This window comes from Streptomyces sp. NBC_00996 (assembly GCF_045162675.1).
In the GTDB taxonomy this organism is placed as follows: domain Bacteria; phylum Actinomycetota; class Actinomycetes; order Streptomycetales; family Streptomycetaceae; genus Streptomyces.
Window position 1 is genome coordinate 8,295,774 of sequence record NZ_CP108723.1, and the last position, 18,658, is coordinate 8,314,431.

Here is an 18,658-nt window from a genome sequence, read left to right on the forward strand (position 1 = left end):
GCCGCCTGTCAGGTGATCAGCGTCGGGGTCGCGAATCGGGGGTCGTGGTGTTCACCGGAAAGCGCGATATCGCGCAACGTCGTCACCGCTCGGTGGATGTCGGCGTGGGAGACGTACAGCGCGTTGTAGCCGAAGCGCAGCATGTTCGGGGGCCGCACGTCCCCGATGACTCCTCTGGCGATCAAGGCCCTCATCAGTGCGTGGGCGTCCGGGTGAGCCACCGTCACCTGGCTGCCCCGCAGAGCGCCTTCCCTCGGAGTCACCAGCTCGAAACCCAAGGACGCCAGGTGTTGGTCGAAGCATTTGATCAAGAAGTCGCCGAGCGACAGACTCTTGGCACGTATCTCGGCCATCTCGACGCCGTCGAAAACATCCAGGGCCGCTTCGAGAGCGAGAAGAGAGAGCACCGGGGGTGTACCGATTCTGGTCCGCGAGATGCCGGGCGCCCGCTCGAAGCCCTGCTCCATATGAAACGGCCGGGCGTGCCCATGCCAACCAGTGAGCGGCGGCTCGAAGGTGTCGTGATGCCCGCGCGCCACATAGATGAACGCGGGGGAGCCAGGACCGCCGGACAGGAACTTGTACGTACAGCCCACGGCGATGTCGACGCCTTGGTCGTCCAGCGCGACAGGCAGCGCGCCCGCAGCATGGCACAGGTCCCACACCACCACGGCGTCCGCGGCGTGAGCGGCGGCGGTGACCTCTGCCATGTCCCACAACCGTCCGGTGCGGAAGTCCACGGCTCCGTAGGAGACGACAGCCACCTGCTCGCCCTGCTCCCGCAGGAAGCCGTGCACGTCGGGCACCGGAACAGCGACGACATCCAGCCCGCACAGGCGAGCCACCGACTCCGCCAGGTACCGGTTGGTAGGGAAGTGGTCCGGGTCCGTGACCAACATCCTGCGCCCGGGTCGCAGGCGCGCAGCTCCGAGCAAGGCGTTGAACGTCTGAACAGAGGTCGACTCGCCCACCACGATCTGACCGGGTGCGGCTCCGAGCAAGCGGCCGATACGATCGCCGATCCGCAGCGGTGCGCCCCACCAGTCGTCCTTGGTCCATGCCGTGATCAGGTGATCGCCCCACTGGTCGCGAACCACCGTCTCCAACGTGGCCGGGACGCGGCCGGGCAGTGCCCCCAGTGAGTTCCCATCCAAGTAGACGATCTCTTCCGGCAGCAGAAACTTTTCCCGCCGCGAATGCAGCGGATCTGCCATGTCGAGATCCTTGGCATCCCTTGCGGTAGGCATGGGCTACCTCTTTCGGTCGATGAGGAGAACGAGATGTATGTCTATGGCGACATGACCCAGGAGGAACTCGACCGGGAATATTCCCCGAGTTCCTGCGCGCCGCAATTCTCTGCGCATCTTACACGTTATGCGACAGACAGTGACCGGGCCAGGGAAATCCTTGACCACCGGCTTGACGTTCGCTACGGGCCCGGCGCGGCGGAGTTGCTGGACTTTTATCCGCCGCGACGTCCCCAAGCCCCGCTGTTCGTTTTCGTACATGGTGGTCACTGGCAGGAGATGAACAAGGAGGCGTCCGCGTTCGCTGCTCCCGACCTGGTGGAGCAGGGTGCGGGATTCATTGCCGTCGGCTACGGCCTCGCACCGAACCACGGCATCGGATCAATGGTCACAGCAATACGGCGGGCCCTGGGGTGGATATCGTCCCACGCCGCGGAGCTGGGTACCCGGCGCGACCTCCTTTTCGCGGGCGGCAGTTCGGCGGGAGCGCACCTTGTGGCGATGGCGCTGTGCGCCGCCGCGGAGGAGCCCTGGGACGTCGCCGGGGCAGTGCTGCTCAGCGGCGTCTACGACCTTGAGCCGGTGCGGTTGAGTTACGTCAACGACAAGGTGCGCATGGACGGATCCGCGGCGGCCGCCAACAGTCCCATCCACCATCTCCCGCTTGCCACGTCGAAGGTCATCGTCGCGAGGGGTGCCGCTGAGACCGCCGAATACGCCCGGCAGCACGTCGACTTCGTGAACGCGTTGACGCACCGCGGCCTGCGACCCGTCGATCTGACGGTGGCCGAGCGCGACCACTTCGACCTGCCCTTCGACCTCGGGCGTCGCGGCACCGCGCTGGGCGATGCCGTGCTGACCCGGATGGGTCTGTGACCAAGAAGACCGCGAGGCCCTCTGGTGTGGCCGAAGGCGGTCATGGCCCCACCCAGCCATCTACGCGATACCTGTCGGCTCCCTGCAATCGCCGGCTACTGCTAAATTCTTCTTCGCTGATCAGGAGTTCCGAGGTGGGATCAATAAATTGCTCCCTCGAACGCAGGGCAGGCGTGTCTTCGATGGTTAAAGGATGAATGAGATGGACCTCGCCCAGAAGGTGTTCGATATTCGCGTTGCGCCCTGGTTGGCCGCTTCCGCAGAGCAATCGGCGAGTCCGCTGCTGGAAAGCGTGGACATATCGTGGTACGGCGGATCACGAATACCCTCGGCAAATCCAGCGAGCGAAGCCGTGATGCAGGCGCTTTCTGGGCTGATGTTCGTGAATGGCGCGGAGGCCGGCCGCCCTCGCCGTTTCGGCCTGGATGTGGCCTCCGCCGCATGTGGTCTGCTGGCGGGTCACGGTGCCTTGGCTGCCGAGATCGGCCGTTCTCGTGGAATCGACATCGAGACGGTGCGGACATCCGTGCTGCGGGCGGCGACAATTCTGGCCGGTCAGTACATCGGTGAGGCCACATCACCGGAGGACTGGGCGCCCTCGATGCGCGGCAGCGGCTCCCCGCCGCCGTTTGCCAGCGCGGATGGCCGACTGTTCGAGATCGAGACGTTCGATCCCGAACGCTGGGCCGGCTTCTGGCGGAGCCTGGGCGTGGACGGCGCCGTTCTGGGCCGGTCCTGGCCCATTTTTCAGTATCGATATGTCAAGGGGCACTGCGTACTTCCTGGCGACCTGCACATCGCAGCGTCGTCCGCACAGTGGTCTCAGATACGCGCGGCAGCCGACGAGTTCCGGCTGAGCTTGTCGCCGTTGCGGACGTATGCGGAGGTATCCGCTGAGCCTGGCTGGTCGGCCGGTCATCCCGGGTTGACGCCGTTGGCCGCACAGGGCCGGGGACGCTCCGCGCCGGCACCCGCGAGCCGGCCGGGCGATGCACATCCCCTCCCGCTGAGCGGTATACGGGTCGTGGAGGCCACGACCCGCGTCCAGGGCCCACTGGCCGGGCTCCTGCTGCGCATGCTCGGTGCCGAGGTCACCTGGATCGAACCGCCGCAGGGCGACATCGGAGGCATGGGGGCCTATTACCATCGCGGCAAGGGACGGGCAGCTGTCAATGTCGCGCGCCCGGAAGGGCGTGACCAACTCCGCGAGATGATCGCGGAATCCGATGTGTTCCTCCACAACTGGCGCCCCGGTAAGGCCGGGGAATGGGGGCTCACCGCGGAAGAACTGGCGCGTGTTCAGCCCGGACTGGTGTTCGCCGAGGCATCCGGTTGGGCTCCCCACGTCGATCGGGACCATGTGCTCGGTACAGAGTTCATGGTGCAGGCCTACACAGGGTTGGCTGACACGAATACGCCGGACTCCCAACGGCCGCGAACCACCCGTGTGTTGCTCTGCGACATCTTCGGCGCCCTGGTGACCTGTGAAGGTGTTCTGGCTGGTCTCCTCCAGCGCGAGCGCCGGAACCACGGCTGGAAGTCCGAGACGTCGCTGCTGTGCGGGTCGATGGCCCTGCAGTCCCAGGTCGGTTCCCATCGTGAGGCGTCGCGGCGGACAGCGGGCCGTCCGCGATGGGACCTCCTGGATGAGCCACTGGAAACCGCCGATGGCTACCTGGCGATCACCCTTGCCGAGGGTGCCGACCGCCGCATTCTGGGCGAAGCGCTGGGGATGTCGCTGCACGACGGGAACGACGAGAGGCTTTCGGAGCGATTCCGTGAGGCTCCGGCCGCGCACTGGGAGAAGGTCCTGGTCGAGGCCGGTATTCCAGCTGCCGAGGTCCTTTGTGACCTTGATGCGCTGGTTCATGACGAGCGACTTGCGCCTTTGTTCGAGCCCTTCGAAGACGGCGGGCAAGCACCGGTAGCGCCGTGGGTGTTCGAGTGATCGACGCCAGTCGGTGAGTCAACACATCGATAGCGAGGAACATCCTGTGAACGAACTGATCGCGACGCTGCACGCCGTATGCCAGGAGCGGGCCGACCAGCCTGCCCTCACCTTCCAGGGCCAGTCTCTGACCTACCGTGAGTTCTGGGACCGTGTCGAGCGCATGGCGGCGGCCTATCAGAGGCTCGGCATCCAGGCCGAGGACCGTGTCGTCTGCCAGCTGCCCAATTCCCCGGAATACCTGATTTCCATGGTGGCGGCGTGGATCTCGCGGATCGTATTCGTCGGTGTCGACCACGATCTGACCGGACCCGAGCTGGTGTCGCTGGTCGATCGCACCGATGCCGTCGCCCTGCTGTACCAGCCGCGGGCCGGAGCCGACGACGGCATGGAACCGCTGCGCACGGTGCATGAGGCGTTTCCGAAGATTCACACGATCGTGCGAGGCACTGATGAGCCGGTGGGAACGACCTTCGCCGACCTGCTGGACGACACGGCCGATCTGCCGGACACGCCGCGTGACTACACCGGCATGGACGATCTCGGGATCGCGCTGCTGCTGATGACCTCCGGTACGACGGGCCAGCCGAAGCTGGTGGTCGAGACCTACCGGGCGCTGTGGTCCAAGACCGCGGCCTTCCTGGAAGCGATGCGGCCGAACAGCGACGACGTCTGGCTGATCTACCCGCCGATGGCCCACGGCTTCGGCCTCAAGATGACACTGATGGGACTGGCCAGCGGTGGCCGTCTGGTCGTCATGGACCGGTTCTCCCCGAGCGGTGCGTTGGATCTGGTGACGGCGGAGCGGGTCACGGTGCTGCCCGGGACTCCGGCCCATCTCCGGATGATGCTCGACCGTCTGGACGGCGAGCGCCATGACGTGTCCTCGCTGCGGTGGGGGGTCTCGGCCGCATCACCGCTGCCCGCGACGCTGTTGGAGCAGGTGTACACCGTCCTCGGTGTCGAGATGCTGTTCATTTACGGCTGCGCGGAAGGCTTCTACACCTTCACCACCGACCGCGCGGACATCGAGGCCGGTTCGGTCGGTCGCCGGCCGATGGACGGGCCGGCGGGCACTCCGGCCGACGGACACGTGGAGATCGTCGCGCTCGACGGTACGGGGTCCGTGGCCAGCGGCGTGCTCGGCGAGATCGTGTACCGCGCGAAGGTCCCGGTGCGTTACTGGGGACAGGAGAGCGTGGGTGTCGACGGGTGGTACCACACCGGTGACCTCGGGATCATCGACGACGAGGGCCGGCTGCACGTTCGCGGTCGGACCAAGGAACTCGTCAACCGGGGCGGTCTGAAGGTTTCGTGCGTCGAGGTCGAGACGGCTCTGGGGGCGCTGCCGGCCGTGGCCGACGCCGCGATCTTCCCCGTCCCCGACCAGGTGCTCGGTGAGGCGATCGGTGCCTGTGTGGTGTCGGCCGATCCGGACGCCCCGATCGATCTGGAGGGGTTGAAGGCCGCCCTGCGCACGTCGCTTGCGCGGCACAAGATGCCGGACCGGCTGTGGACCGTGGACGCCATCCCGCGGACCAAGCTCGGCAAGATCGACCGGGCAGCCCTCTCCGCGACCGTGGCGTCATGACCGTGCGAACCGACCTTCCTCCCGCACTGCGACGCGCGACCGAGCTGCTCGCCGTGCGAGGGATCGATCCGCTCGTCCAGGACGGCTACCTCGATACCCTTCGGCAACCACCCGGCAGCATCGCCGACGCGGAAAGCGCAGGAATCCAGGCGTTCTGGGCCTCCAAGGCTGGCGCGGGTTTCTATCAATTCGCCCAGGCGCTGGTGCGGGCAGTGCTGAAGGGATCCCGGACTCCGACCGAGTGGCTGGTGCTGCCGTCCAAGGGCGTGATCCTCGATGTCGGGTCCGGGCTGGGGCATGTCACCGGAGTCCTGGCCGACAGCGCCGGAGGGGATGTCGTCGTCCTGGGCGTCGACATCTCCGCGCCGATGCTGGCCAGGGCGGCCAGAGCGTGCACGGACTCCCGGGTCGGGTTCCTGCTGGCCGACGCGGGCCGGCTGCCCTTCGACGACGGCTGCGTCGACGGGGTGGTCTCCACCGCCGTGCTGCAACTCGTCGCGGATCGTGCTGCCGCGCTCGCGGAGATGGTCCGCGTGCTGCGGCCGGGCGGCGTCCTCACGGTGATGATCCCCAGCACCAAGCACGGTCCGGCCAAGCTAATGTCGGCCCTGCCGGGTGGTGGAGTCCATTACTTCGACGACGACGAACTCCCCGGCATGTTGGCGGCACATGGGCTCACCGACGTCCACGTCCGTCGCAAGGGCTCGTTCCAGTGGGTTCGCGGTGCCAAGAGCCCAGCGGCCGGAATCGCACCAGTTCGCTGACGTCTCGATGGAACAACGATCCGGTACCTGAAGGCTCGGCCGACGCGTACGGCTGCGCCGGATCACCGGTCTCCGGCTCTTCCCCGAACCGCGGACTTCGAGAACAACGATGCATGGGAGGGATCATGGCGCGCAATCATCGTCTGCTCTTCGACGAGCTGATGGCAGTGCGGCGGGACGCGGAGCCGTGGATCGTCGACCACCAGCCGATCGCGGTGGCGGCGGAGGACGACAAGATCGCCCCGAGCGACATCGCCGATGCGGCGGCACGGGCGGCGACGCTGTTCGAGTCCGAAGGCGTCGGTGTCGGTGACCGGTGCGTGGTATGGCTCGACTCCGTTGTGGATGTGCTGGTGGTGGTCTCCGGTCTGTCTGCGGTGGGCGCGGTCCCGATCCTGATCAGCCCGACCCTGGATGCCGAAACAGTCGGGCACATGCTGGCACCGACCACGGGCGTCGGCCGGGTGATCACCACGGGCACACGTGTCGCGTCGTATGCCGCTGTCGGGGACGGTCGGCGGCTGGACGACTGGTCGGTGCAGGCCGGGCGGATGGCGACCATGTCTCCGCGGACGACCCCTGCCGTGGCGCTGCCGAATTCGGCGCCGTACGTGGTCACGCACACGTCGGGAACGACCGGTGTGCCCAAGCTCGTCGAGTACACGAGAGCTGTGATCGACTATCATGGCTATCTGCGTGCGCTGGGGCATCGAGTCTTCCGCATGAAGGGTTACTCCGTCTTCGCCCTGTCGCCCTCGCACGGCGCCACGGTGGTCGCCCTGCTGTTCTCGCTGCGGCGGAATTCTCCGTTGATTCTGCTGGTCGGCACGGATCCGGTGACCGTCAGCCGCATCGTGGGGACGTGGCGCCCGACGTTCCTGGAGACGGTTCCGAACACGTACATGGTGTGGGAGGACCTGGCCGACGCGGGCGTGTTCCGATCGGTCAGATGGTTCTATGCCACGTTCGACGTGCTGCACCCGGCCACCGTGCAGCGCTTTCTGCGCGGCAGCGGTCGAAAGTTCGCTGCCTTCTTCGAGTTGTACGGCCAGTCCGAACTGGGCGCCATCTCGGCTCGTATGCACGTGAAGGGGTTCAGCCGGAGCCATAAGCGCAGTGATCTCGGCCGAAGGATGAAGGGCCATCCCGTGGGCCGGGGAGTTCCCGGTGTCACCCGGATCCGGATCGTCGACGCCGACGGAGCCAAGGTGTCCGCGGGTACGCCGGGGCGCATTCAGGTGCGCACCAAGGCGCTGTTCTCCACCTACCTGAATCGACCGGAGGCCGCGCGCGCCGGGCGCAGCGACGGCGGGTGGTGGGACACCGGTGACTGGGGCGAGAAGGACCGTTTCGGCCGGCTCACGCTGATCGATCGCCAAGTGGACCGCGTGAGTACGGTGCCGAGCTCGATCGCCGTGGAAGACCTGTTGCTGGAACGGATGCCGTGGCTGCTCGAGGTCGTCGTGCTCGAGCAGAACGGCCGGATCGTGCCCGTGGCGGCGACCCGGGAGGGCGTCTTCGACGAGAACGCGTGGCGGGAAGCGGTTGCGGATCTGTCGGGATTTGACTCCCCCGTAGTAGTTGATTTCGCGAGTCTGCCGAAGACGGCGACCGGGAAGATCCGTCGCTCGGTGCTCGCCGCCCGAATTGCCGATGTTTCCGGATCTCCGGCAAGCCCGAAGTGAGTGGTGTCGTGACTGTCTCTACCGAAGCAGCGAACCCTGCCCGACCCGCGCCGAAATGGACGAACTATGTGCAGCTTGGAAAGCTGCGTGTTTACCATCGGTTGTACCACTGGATCATTCTTCTCGCGCTGCTGTACTCCGATTCGGTGTCCCTGCACGGCGCGATACCGGCGCTGGTGCTGGTTCCGCTGCTGTTGCTGTCGATCCAGAGCTCGGCATGTGCGATGGACGACATCATGGGCTTCCGGGACGGTTGCGACATAGCGAACTATGGCGCGGCCGACTATCCGACCATGATTCGCAAGCCCCTGGTCGCGGGGCTGCTGACGGTGCGGCAGGCGGTTGGCTTCGTGGTCACTGTCGTCACGGTCGCCACCCTCGCCGTCGTCACCACGGCGCTGTCGTTGGGAATCAATGTCCTGCTGGCACTGGCGGTCTGGGCAGTCGTGATCGGTATAGCGCTGCAGTACTCCGGCGGTCTGAAGCTCAGCTACGTTCCCGGCGGGCTGGAGCTGTTCATCTCCGGCCTCACGGTCGTCGTCACGGTCATCCCGTACCTGATGATCGCGCATACCGTGACCAGCACCGCGGTCCTGATCGGGCTGCTCACTGGCAGTTGGTTCCTGATGCCGGTCTCGTACGGCAACGTGGCCGACCGCGCCGGAGACGGGGCCGCGCACCGCCGGACGATGGCCGTCGTGCTGAATCCACAGACGTTCCAGGTGGTCACCTGGCTCCTGTACGGCTACAGCATCGTGCTCACGGTGCTCCTGTTCACGGTGGGAGACCTGAACCCGCTGACCGCGCCACTGCTGCTGCCCGTGGTCGTGATGCACGCTGTGCAGCATTACCAAGGGAATGTCAAAGGCCAGGTCCGGAAGGCCATGAAGTTCGGTTTCCGGTGCATCGATGTCGGGATGCTCGGTTTGACCGCGGCGATTCTCTTGTCGTGAGGGCACGGCTCCGCCCGCCGATGAGGGTCTGGAGCACACACGGACGCCAGCGCCGTACCTGAGCGCCGGGAAGGCATCTCGGGCTCGTCCTGGCACGACCAGATGGAGATCCGCACTGTGACGGCAATCAATGAACGGCAGGCCTCGCGCAGCGCTCCCACCGCTCCGGGGAGCCTGCCGTTGCTCGGCCACGCGCTGCGCCTCGCACGGCGCCCGCACCACTTTCTGTCGACACTGTCAGTGCTCGGGCCGGTGGTGCGGATCAAGATCGGCGGGTACGTCGGGTACGTCGTGACCGAGCCCGGACTGATACGCAAAGCCTTTGTCACCCATTCCGATCAGGGTGTCCTGGTCGAACGCACCAGGGCGCTGACCGGCGAGGGCGTGATCGTCCTGCAGGGGCAGAGGCATCGCCAGGAACGCCGGCTGATCGCGCCGGCGTTCGCCAAAGCCCGCATCGCCCACTACGCGTCGGTCATGGCACGGCAGGGAGCCGAGTGCTCGCAGTCCTGGCGGGACGGCCAAGAGATCCTCCTCAACGAGGAGATGCACGAGCTGGCCGTGCGGACCATGGCGGCGACGCTGTTCCAGGGCACGCTCGGCGCTGAGACGGCCGGGCACATTCACCGGTTGTTGCCGCCGGTGATGACGCTGCTCGTGCGACGAGGCACCCGGCCGGCCTGGACGGACCGCCTGCCACTGCCGTCCAATCGCCGGTTCGAGATGATGCTTGCCGAGTTGAAAGCCGTGACCCGCAACATCATCACGAGTCGACGAGCGGAGCTGGCCGCCGATCCCGAGCAGGATCCGGGGGATCTGCTGGGCGCCCTGCTGCAAGCCCGTGATGACGAGTCAGGCGCCATGCTCAGCGACACTCAGGTGCACGACGAGCTGCTCAACTTCCTCGTCGCCGGCACCCAGGCGGCGGCGGCCACACTCGCTTGGATCTTCCACGAACTCAGTGCTAACCCGAACGTGGAGGCGGCGCTGCATGCCGAGCTGGACGCAGTGCTCACCAACGGGCGACCGGCCGAGTTCGCTGATCTGGAGCGGCTGGATGTCACCAAGCGTGTGGTGTCGGAGTCTTTGCGGAAGTACTCGCCCTGGTTGACGCTTCGGCAGATCACCGAGCCGACGACCCTCGGTGACGTCGAGATCCCCGGCGGGGTGTTGCTCTTCGCCTGCCCGATCGCCGTACACCGCGATCCGGCCTTCCACCCCGATCCGATGCGGTTCGACCCGGATCGGTGGCTGCCGCAGAACAGGGCACGCATGTCACCCGACACCTACATCCCCTTCGGCATGGGAGCGCGTCAGTGCCCGGGAAACGTCTTCGCGCTCACGCAGATCACGCTGCAGATCGCGACCATCGCCGCGCGCTGGCGATTCCGGACGATTCCCGGCAGCAAGGTGAAGGAGGTTGCGATCGGCGCATTCATCCAGCCGACTCGTATGCCGATGCGAGCCGAGGCACGATTCTGATCGCCGCATTGCCGCAACACTGCGCCTACCGGTCCGCAGCCGGCAGGGATTCGAAAGAGGAGAAATGATCAACCGTCTGGCAGGATTCGCCATACGCGCCCCGAAACGCGTGCTGGCGCTGGTCCTCCTGGCCTTCGTCCTGTGCGGTGGGCTCGGATCGAAGGTCCCCGATCGGCTGTTGGCCGGCGGATTCCAGGACCCTGGCGCGGAATCCACCCACGCTGCGAACGTACTTGCCGACGAATTCGGCCTGTCCGGCGCGCAGTTCCTTTTCGCGATTGAATCCGCTTCGGGCGCCACGGATGCCAAGGCCACGGCCCGGGCCAAGGACATCGTCGCTGGAATGCGACACGACTCGCGCGTGCAGACGGTCGTTTCCCCGTGGACCGGGCCGCAGGGCGGTGCGCACCTGATCAGCCGCGACGGCCACGTGGGGCTCGTGGTCGCCACGCTGAAGGGCGACGACAACGCCGCGCAGAAAACCGCCAAGGCCCTGTCCGACCGTTACGCCGGTGAAGCCGACGGGGTCACCGTCACCGCGGGCGGTCAGGCCATGGCCTTCTCGGAAATAGCCACGACCTCTGCGCGTGACCTCGGCGTGGCCGAATCGGTCGCGATCGTGCTGACATTCCTCCTGCTGGTCTGGTTCCTGCGCAGCTGGGTGGCGGCCGCGATCCCGCTGGTGGTCGGAATCATCGCCATCGTCTGCACCACGGCGGTGCTGTATCTGCTGACGCTGGTGACCGACCTGTCGGTGTTCGCGATGAACATCACGACCGGGCTCGGCCTGGCGCTGGCGATCGACTACTCGCTGCTCATCATCGGACGGTTTCGCGAAGAAATCGCCCAGGGCAGCGGGCAGCAGGAGGCCATCGCGATCGCGCTGCGGCGCGGTGGCCGGGCGGTTGTGTACTCCGGGCTGGTCGTCGGTATCGCGTTGATCGGAATGACGTTCTTCCCCATCTACTTCCTGAAGTCGATTGGGTACGCCGGCGCGGCGGTGGTCGCTCTCTCGATCGTGCTGACGTTGACCGTGGTTCCCGCGTTGCTGAGCCTTCTGGGCACCCGGATCAACCGCAAGCCGCTGCGTGAGACGGAGGCGGTCGAATCCTCGTGGCTTCACAGGGTGGCGGTGTCGGTGCAGCGCCGACCGATCGTGTTCTCCCTGCCCGTCCTCGCTGTGCTGTTGGTGTCCCTTGCACCGGTCTTCGGTTTGCGGCTCGGCCTCCCCGACGACCGAGTCCTCCCGGTCAGCGCGCAGTCGCACCAGGTGGGCGACACGATCCGGGACGGATTCGACGAGAATGTCGTGGGCACGGTGCGGATCGTCGTGGAGGGTATCGGCGATCCGGCCAAGGTCGAGTCCTACGCCACGGCCCTGTCGCGCGTGGAATCCGTGAAATCCGTCGTCGCTCCGGCTGCTACGTACAGCGACGGACAGCGTGTGGGTCCGGGCGCGCCGGCAGCAACGAAGGCGAGCGTGGCCTACCTGACGGTGCAGACTCCGCTGAACCCGTACTCCTCCGCTGCGGCACAGCAATTGGATGCGCTGCGGATGGTTCCCGCTCCGGGCCACACTCTGTTCGACGGCTTGGGTCCGCAGACCCGTGACACCTCCGCGAGTATCGCCCGGGGCATACCCAAGGCACTGGCCTGGATCGCCGTCACCACGTTCGTGCTGTTGCTGCTGCTCACCGGTAGCGTCGTGATGCCGCTGAAAGCCCTCGTTCTCAACGCGCTGTCGCTGACCGCGAGCTTCGGTGCGATGGTCTGGATCTTCCAGGACGGTCATCTCGGCGCTCTCGGCACGACGAGTACGGGCTACACCACCGCCACGGTTCCGGTGTTGTTGTTCTGCATCGCGTTCGGGCTCTCCATGGACTATGAAGTGTTTCTGCTTGCCCGGTTCAGCGAGGAGTGGGAGAAGTCAGGACGTACCAGGGCCGACAACGACACCGCGGTGGCGGTCGGTCTGGCACGGTCCGGCCGCGTGGTGACGGCAGCCGCGGTGATGATGGCCGTCGTATTCGCCGGCATGGCCACCAGCGGCGTCTCCCTCATGCGGATGCTCGGTCTCGGACTTGCGCTGGCCGTCCTTGTGGACGCAACGCTGGTTCGTGTCGTTCTTGTACCGGCGTTCATGCGCATCGCGGGAACCTGGAACTGGTGGTCTCCGCGTCTGGCGCGCGGTGTGCTCGAGCGGCTTCGCCTGCGGGAGTGAAGTCGCCGGTTGACCGTTCGGTCGGCCGCGGCGGCGCCCAGGACTGCATTGAGCCCGGGCGTCGCCGCGGCGGGTGCGTCCGCTCGTTACCGATCGGCGGACGAACCGGTCAATTGAGAAGACCCGAACGTGCGGCGACCATTCCCGCTTCGAATCTGGTACTGACGCCGAGTCGTCGCATCAGCATCGCGGTGGTCCTGCGAAGCGTTCTGGGTGAAACCTGCAGTTCTCGCGCAATGGCGGTATCAGGTCGACCACTGGCCCAAAGACGCAGCACAGTCAGCTGGTCTGGTGCCAGATCAGGTACGCGTGGCCGGCTCACGTCGGCCTCGGGGTGCCCGGAGCCACAGATCCCCAGCGTCGGTTGCGCAGCGGAATCGCTGGCAGCGTCCCAGCAGAACTCGAAGACGCGACGCATACACCCGACAAGATGTGGATTCGTGACCAGCAGCATCTTTTCTGGCGGCCCGTCGGCGTCTGTCGAGATAAACGATAAAGTGTCATCGACTACGGTGGCCTGGAAAGGGATCAGAGGTGACGTGCGTACTTGGCAGCCCAGTGATGTGAGCTGTCGGAAGTGCGAACGGAATCGCAAACTGGTGTGCAGTTGCTGCTGAATGCATCGGACCGTTATCCCGCGGGTCCGGGTGGACTGGAAACGTTCCAAGTCCCGGTTCATATCGTCTGGCGATCCAAATGCGGGCCGCAACAGCATGATTTCTTCAGCGGGCAGCTCGACGATGCTGTCCTGGATTTCTGCTATCCGATCAGCATCCTTCACGATCTCCTGTTCTGATGCCTGGTGCAGGGGAGGCCACATGCACGACGCCAGTGCGGAAACCTGCTTCTGCAGTGACCGGTTATATTCCGAGCACGATGCTATAGACTGCTCCTGTAACTCGATGAGCCGGAGCAGTCGCCTAATCGGCTCATCGACCTCAGTCGTTGCATGCAATTCTCGCTGTGCGTTGATCATATCCCCCGTACTTTCACGCGCAATGCGGTTCAAAACCAGTTTGATGACTTCAGCTGCGATGACGGTGTGTTGAACTGCGGATGGCTGTGATCGTCGCCGCCGGGTGCGGACTGCGACCGAGCCGTTGTGAGAGGAGCTGAAGCCGCCGCTCGAGCGGCGGGTGTGAGCAGCAGACCGGCCGCGCTGGCCCACTCGTCGAGGCCATCCGTGCTCTGATCCGGTGGTTCGCACCTCACGACGGCCTCATCATCCACTGCGCCTGGCATGTGGGACGTGGACGAACTCGCAGCGGTGGAACACAACTTCATCACCGATATGCGGCTCATTCCTGCCCTCCCTCGAAGCTACTCCGCCGTAGCCCGCTGTGGCCACAACATGTCACGCCGTCAGCCCGGCTGTACACGCGGTTATCCCGTGATCTCGGCCACGGTTGGTTTACATGGCAATGGTCTGCGCGGTCCTGTCCGACCCGGTCTGCCGTGCTCTGTCCGGCCGCACCCCCACGGCGCACCGGCAGCCTCGGGGAGCCTTGATCCCGAATGAGGACACCGTCGTCATTGATCCCCGCGTCACTCCATCACCGGCTACCGGCCATGCGAAGTAGCCGCATGACAACGCGACTCCCAGTGCATATTCGATAGCCGTCTGACCGCTTGCGGTCACGGCCTGAATCGGCGTCATCTGACGTACAGTTGACACTTGTTGATCTTGTCTCTATCAAGCCGGGCTGATACGGTCCCCAATACCGTCACCAGACGGTCAAAACTCACGCGGGCAACTACTCCGGTAAAGTCGCCGCTCCGGGTGAGCATTGCGCGCGGCGACAAGGCAAACAACAAGGTGATCTCCTTTGTTCACCGGCTGTCGAGGGCACGTCCTCACGTCCGAAGTAGGGGATGAGAGAATCAACGTGAACAGTATTTCCGCGCAACGCGACGCACTGGAGATGATGGCCGAGGCGCGTGAGCTGATCTCCCCCCTGCATCGCGCCACCGTAGCCGCCCTGCCGGAAGAAACCAGCCACATAGTCGGCTATCACATTGGCTGGTGGGACGCGAACGGTCGGCCGTGCGAACAAACGGGAAAATACATCAGGCCGGCCCTTGCCGTCGCCTGCGCTCGCGCGGTAGGCGGCGAGGCCGCGGTGAAGTCCGCCATCCCTGCCGCTGTGGTGGTCGAGTTGGTCCATGACTTCTCCCTCCTCCATGACGATGTGATGGACAGGGGCACGGTCCGCCGTCACCGGCAGACAGCATGGTCCTTGTTCGGGACCTCGAAGGCCGTACTGGCAGGCGACCTGCTCGTCGCTGAGGCATACCGGCTGCTCGCGTCCTCGGGCTGTGACGACCCAGGGCGATTGGTGAAGATCCTGGCGCAAGCTGTCCACGGTCTTTGCGTCGGGCAAGCCATGGACCTCGCGTTCGAGGACCGCGTCGAGGTGACTCTCGCTGAGACCAAGGCGATGGTGTCGGGCAAAACCAGCGCGTTGATCGCCGCCGCTTGTGAACTCGGTGCGCTCACAGCAGGAGCGGACGCCGAAGCGGCGGCTGTCATGCGCGCCTTCGGTGGTCACCTGGGCATGCTGTTCCAGCTGGTTGATGACATTCTCGGCGTGTGGGGAGACCCTCGTGTGACCGGGAAGCCTGTCGGCGCGGATGTGGCATCGCGAAAGAAGAGCCTCCCCGTTGTCGCCGCGTTGGAGGCAGGAACCGATGCGTCGCGCAGCCTGGCCGCCCTGTACCGCAGTGCCGACCCTCTCACCAGCGCAGACGTGGCCAAGGCGACACAGTGGGTCGAGGAGGCCGGTGGGAGGGCATGGGCTGAGGCGGAGGCCACCCGTCTGCGTCAGGCCGCTCAGGACTGCCTCGAACAGGTGGGAGCGGATGCCTGGGCGTTCAATGATCTGCTGTCATTGATGCGTTTTCTCGTGGAACGAAATGCGTAACCGCAGCCCCGAATGCAGGTATGCGCAGGGCAGGCCCTGGCGGCTCTCAAAGCTACTAGTACTCCAGCAGCACTTTGACGTTTTCCCTGTTCAGGAGCGTTCTGGGCGAGTGTAGGGGGCTGATCACCGGCCTGTGTTCTCTTTCCCGGGCCGCCCCTCGATCGTGTGCAGCCGCGGCTGATAGTGACAGCGGTCCGGGCAGCCTCCCGGCGTGATCGAGGAGCGTGCAGTTGAGATCTGGAACGACGAGCTCGAGGAATTGTTCCCTGCGTACCGGCCACCGCTTTCGGCGCGTCGAGCCGCGTCGCAGGATGTGTGACTACATCCGTGGACTACGGGGACCGGTCGGCCGCAAAAACGGCTGGCAGCTGGCCGAATACGCCGGACACCGCACACCCGACCGCCTCCAGCGGCTCCTGAACGGCGCCCGCGGGGACGCCGATGAGCTCCGCGACGACCTCCAGCACTACGTAGCCGGACGGCTCGGCGAACCCGACGGCATCCTCGTCCTCGACGACACCGGCTTTCTCAAGAAGGGCATCACCTCGGCCGACGTGCAGCGCCAGTACTCCGGGACCGCCGGGGCCTGTACGTCAATAAGTGCTCGGTAGGCGGGTGTTGGTGGGAGCCTGGGATATGACTACGTGTCTGCCAGGCTGTCTCTCCACCCGTGCGCTGCGGGCCAAGTTCGATCAGATCCTGCCGCACTTCGACGAGCGCCGCCGTCGGCTGTACCTGGCCAGCGAGGCCACCGCCGTCGGCCACGGCGGGATCACTCGAGTCGCCGCCGCCTCCGGTACCAGTACCGCCACTATCGCGCGTGGTATCGCCGAGTTGGCCGGTTGCTCCGTGCCGACCCTACGGATCCGGGCTCCGGGTGCCGGCCGCAAGCGGCTGACAGACACCGACTCCGGTCTGCTGCCCGCGCTCGAGTCGCTGATCGAGCCACACACCCGAGGCGACCCCGTCTCCCCGCTGCGGTGGACCACGTTGTCGTTACGGGCCCTGGCCTCGACCCTCACCGCACAGGGCCACCCGATCAGCGCTTCAACCGTCGGACACCTGCTGCACACCCTGGGCTACAGCCTGCAAGGAACCGCGAAGACGACAGAGGGCATCAGCCATCCGGACCGCGATGCCCAGTTCACCCACCTCAATGCCACCGCTACCGAGTTCCTCAACGACGCCCAGCCGGTGATCAGCGTCGACACCAAGGCCAAGGAATGGCTCGGCAACCGTGACCGTCCCGGTCGCACCTGGCGGCCGGGCAAGAACGCGATCAAGGTGGACTGCCACACGTTCACCACCAACGACCAGCCCATGGCGATCCCCTACGGGATCTACGACATCGCCAACAACACCGGATGGGTCAACGTCGGAACCGACCACGACACCGCCCAGTTCGCGGTGGAGTCCATCCGCCGCTGGTGGCAGCACCGCGGACGGACGGACCACCCGAATGCAGGCAGGCTCCTGATCACCGCCGACTCCGGCGGCTCCAACGACCCCCGCCGCTGGACCTGGAAAAACAACCTGGCTGCCTTCGCACGAGAGAGCGGCCTGGAGATAACGGTCTGTCACCTACCGCCCGGAACGTCGAAATGGAACAAAATAGAGCATCGTATGTTCTGCCACATCACCGCGAACTGGCGGGGGCGACCGCTGACCAGCTACCAGGTCGTCCTCGAGACCATCGCCGCCACAACAACCAAGACCGGCCTAACCATTGGGGCCGAACTGGACACCGGCAGCTACGACCTCGGCATCAGCGTCACACCCGCCGAGTTCCACACCCTTCCGATCACACCCAACGCCTTCCACGGCGACTGGAACTACACCCTGTCTCCCGAGCCACCGCGAACGCCCGACGCGCCGGCAACCACTCACCGGACCGCCCCGGCCCTGACCATGATGCTCACCGATCCAGCCCTGACCGGCATGTCACGAACCGCCTTCGAGTATTTGGTGGCGGTCTCGGAACCCTTCTGGGACGCCATGGCCGAGGCGGCATTCCAGCGACGCTTCCACCGCCCACGCAGCTACCGACACCCGCAAACCAGCAGCGTGGACCACACCCACCGGCTCCTGGCAGCCATCCTGCGCCGCCGCAGAGCGGTGACCATGACCTTCCTGGCCCAACTACTGGGCGTCAACCGCACCAACCTGTCCATCCAGTACCAGGATGCAAAACGGCTCCTGGACCTGCACCGGATCCTCGTCACGCCGATACCCGGATCGCCCGCCCGCACAATGGAACAGCTACACGCCCGAACAACCCCCGCGGACCCCCCCCGTCGCTGACAGTTATTGAAATACGGGCCCCAGGCCGGACGGAGAACTGCCAGGTCGGTGGTGCGACGCGAGGTCGCACGCTGTGAGTGGTTACGCAGGGAGGAGGTCGGCATGACGCCGAGGACGTAACCCGGGCCAGTGTCCAAGGCCCGTCCCCTCCCCGACGTGCGTCGCTGGTAACGGCGGATTGCGAAGTTCGGGGAAGAAGCCCAAGGGCTCCCGTTCCATCCGGGGGCCGCAGGCAAGGGGAAGACCGGACGGGTGAAGCTCACTGAACCCTCAACGATGCTCCGTGATGGCAAGCCTCGCAGATGGGAAGTACGAGCGGGGTGCAGGCTGGCCACTGAGAAGCGGCAGGTGCTGGTCGAAGACACCGAGTCGGCCGGGAGGACACCACCGCCCCGGGGTAATGAGGGCGCCCACCCCGGTCGCATCTCACACGTGTGGAACGCGACAACCCCGTTGGGGTCCAGACCCGCTGGTCTGGTCAGCCGACCGTAAGGAAGGCCCAACTCCCCAGCGGGTGCAGGACGGTCCAAGAAGCCAATGCCGGCCGCCGAAAGGCAGCAGGAAACCGGGACAGCACCGGCACCTCCGTCGAGTCCCGCATAACTGGCCGGATACGGGCGGATGCCCGGACCCGAAAGGGTGCTGACGTGGGCCGGGTGAGCCTGTGAA

General features: G+C 65.7%; 11 protein-coding genes and 2 pseudogenes. 11 read left to right on the forward strand and 2 right to left on the reverse strand.

Annotated elements, in window-relative coordinates; all coding sequences use genetic code 11:
• Positions 1–8 precede the first annotated feature (8 nt).
• Entirely contained in the window at positions 9–1,247 is a 1,239-nt protein-coding gene (kynU, locus tag OG390_RS38630) for a kynureninase (protein WP_406174409.1), read from the reverse strand.
• A 33-nt stretch (positions 1,248–1,280) separates the two neighbouring features.
• Between kynU and OG390_RS38635 the strand changes: the two genes are divergently transcribed.
• The 8 genes from OG390_RS38635 (at position 1,281) to OG390_RS38670 (ending at position 12,767) form a co-directional block, all read left to right on the forward strand.
• Positions 1,281–2,123 carry an alpha/beta hydrolase gene (locus OG390_RS38635; RefSeq protein WP_406174411.1) on the forward strand — a complete coding sequence of 281 codons (843 nt, stop codon included), beginning with the start codon at positions 1,281–1,283 and terminating at the stop codon, positions 2,121–2,123.
• Positions 2,124–2,316: 193 nt separating this feature from the next.
• Positions 2,317–4,071: a CoA transferase gene (locus tag OG390_RS38640; protein ID WP_406174413.1), complete on the forward strand. Its 1,755-nt coding sequence runs from the start codon at positions 2,317–2,319 to the stop codon at positions 4,069–4,071.
• Between the two features lie 46 nt (positions 4,072–4,117).
• Positions 4,118–5,662: a class I adenylate-forming enzyme family protein gene (locus OG390_RS38645; protein WP_406174414.1), complete on the forward strand. Its 1,545-nt coding sequence runs from the start codon at positions 4,118–4,120 to the stop codon at positions 5,660–5,662.
• Positions 5,659–6,426 carry a methyltransferase domain-containing protein gene (locus OG390_RS38650; RefSeq protein ID WP_406174416.1) on the forward strand — a complete coding sequence of 256 codons (768 nt, stop codon included), beginning with the start codon at positions 5,659–5,661 and terminating at the stop codon, positions 6,424–6,426. The genes OG390_RS38645 and OG390_RS38650 overlap by 4 nt, the downstream gene beginning before the upstream one ends.
• A gap of 125 nt (positions 6,427–6,551) precedes the next feature.
• On the forward strand, positions 6,552–8,111 hold the full coding sequence (locus OG390_RS38655; RefSeq protein WP_406174418.1) for a class I adenylate-forming enzyme family protein: 1,560 nt from the start codon (positions 6,552–6,554) through the stop codon (positions 8,109–8,111).
• An 8-nt stretch (positions 8,112–8,119) separates the two neighbouring features.
• Positions 8,120–9,064 carry a UbiA family prenyltransferase gene (locus OG390_RS38660; RefSeq protein ID WP_406174420.1) on the forward strand — a complete coding sequence of 315 codons (945 nt, stop codon included), beginning with the start codon at positions 8,120–8,122 and terminating at the stop codon, positions 9,062–9,064.
• 117 nt (positions 9,065–9,181) lie between these two features.
• Entirely contained in the window at positions 9,182–10,546 is a 1,365-nt protein-coding gene (locus OG390_RS38665; RefSeq protein ID WP_406174422.1) for a cytochrome P450, read from the forward strand.
• A 64-nt stretch (positions 10,547–10,610) separates the two neighbouring features.
• A complete protein-coding gene (locus OG390_RS38670; RefSeq protein ID WP_406174424.1) occupies positions 10,611–12,767 on the forward strand; it encodes an MMPL family transporter in 2,157 nt (718 codons plus the stop codon).
• Positions 12,768–12,876: 109 nt separating this feature from the next.
• Here the strand turns inward: OG390_RS38670 and OG390_RS38675 are convergent, their stop codons facing one another.
• Complete coding sequence (locus OG390_RS38675; RefSeq protein ID WP_406174425.1) at positions 12,877–13,743, reverse strand: LuxR C-terminal-related transcriptional regulator; 867 nt, start codon at positions 13,741–13,743, stop codon at positions 12,877–12,879.
• 910 nt (positions 13,744–14,653) lie between these two features.
• Between OG390_RS38675 and OG390_RS38680 the strand changes: the two genes are divergently transcribed.
• From OG390_RS38680 to OG390_RS38690, 3 genes and pseudogenes are all read left to right on the forward strand, one after another.
• Positions 14,654–15,688: a polyprenyl synthetase family protein gene (locus OG390_RS38680; protein WP_406174427.1), complete on the forward strand. Its 1,035-nt coding sequence runs from the start codon at positions 14,654–14,656 to the stop codon at positions 15,686–15,688.
• A 224-nt stretch (positions 15,689–15,912) separates the two neighbouring features.
• Positions 15,913–16,272, forward strand: a pseudogene (locus OG390_RS38685) (transposase); the annotation flags it as partial.
• Positions 16,273–16,324: 52 nt separating this feature from the next.
• Positions 16,325–18,066 (forward strand): annotated as a pseudogene (locus OG390_RS38690) (ISAzo13 family transposase).
• The last annotated feature ends 592 nt before the right edge of the window (positions 18,067–18,658 follow it).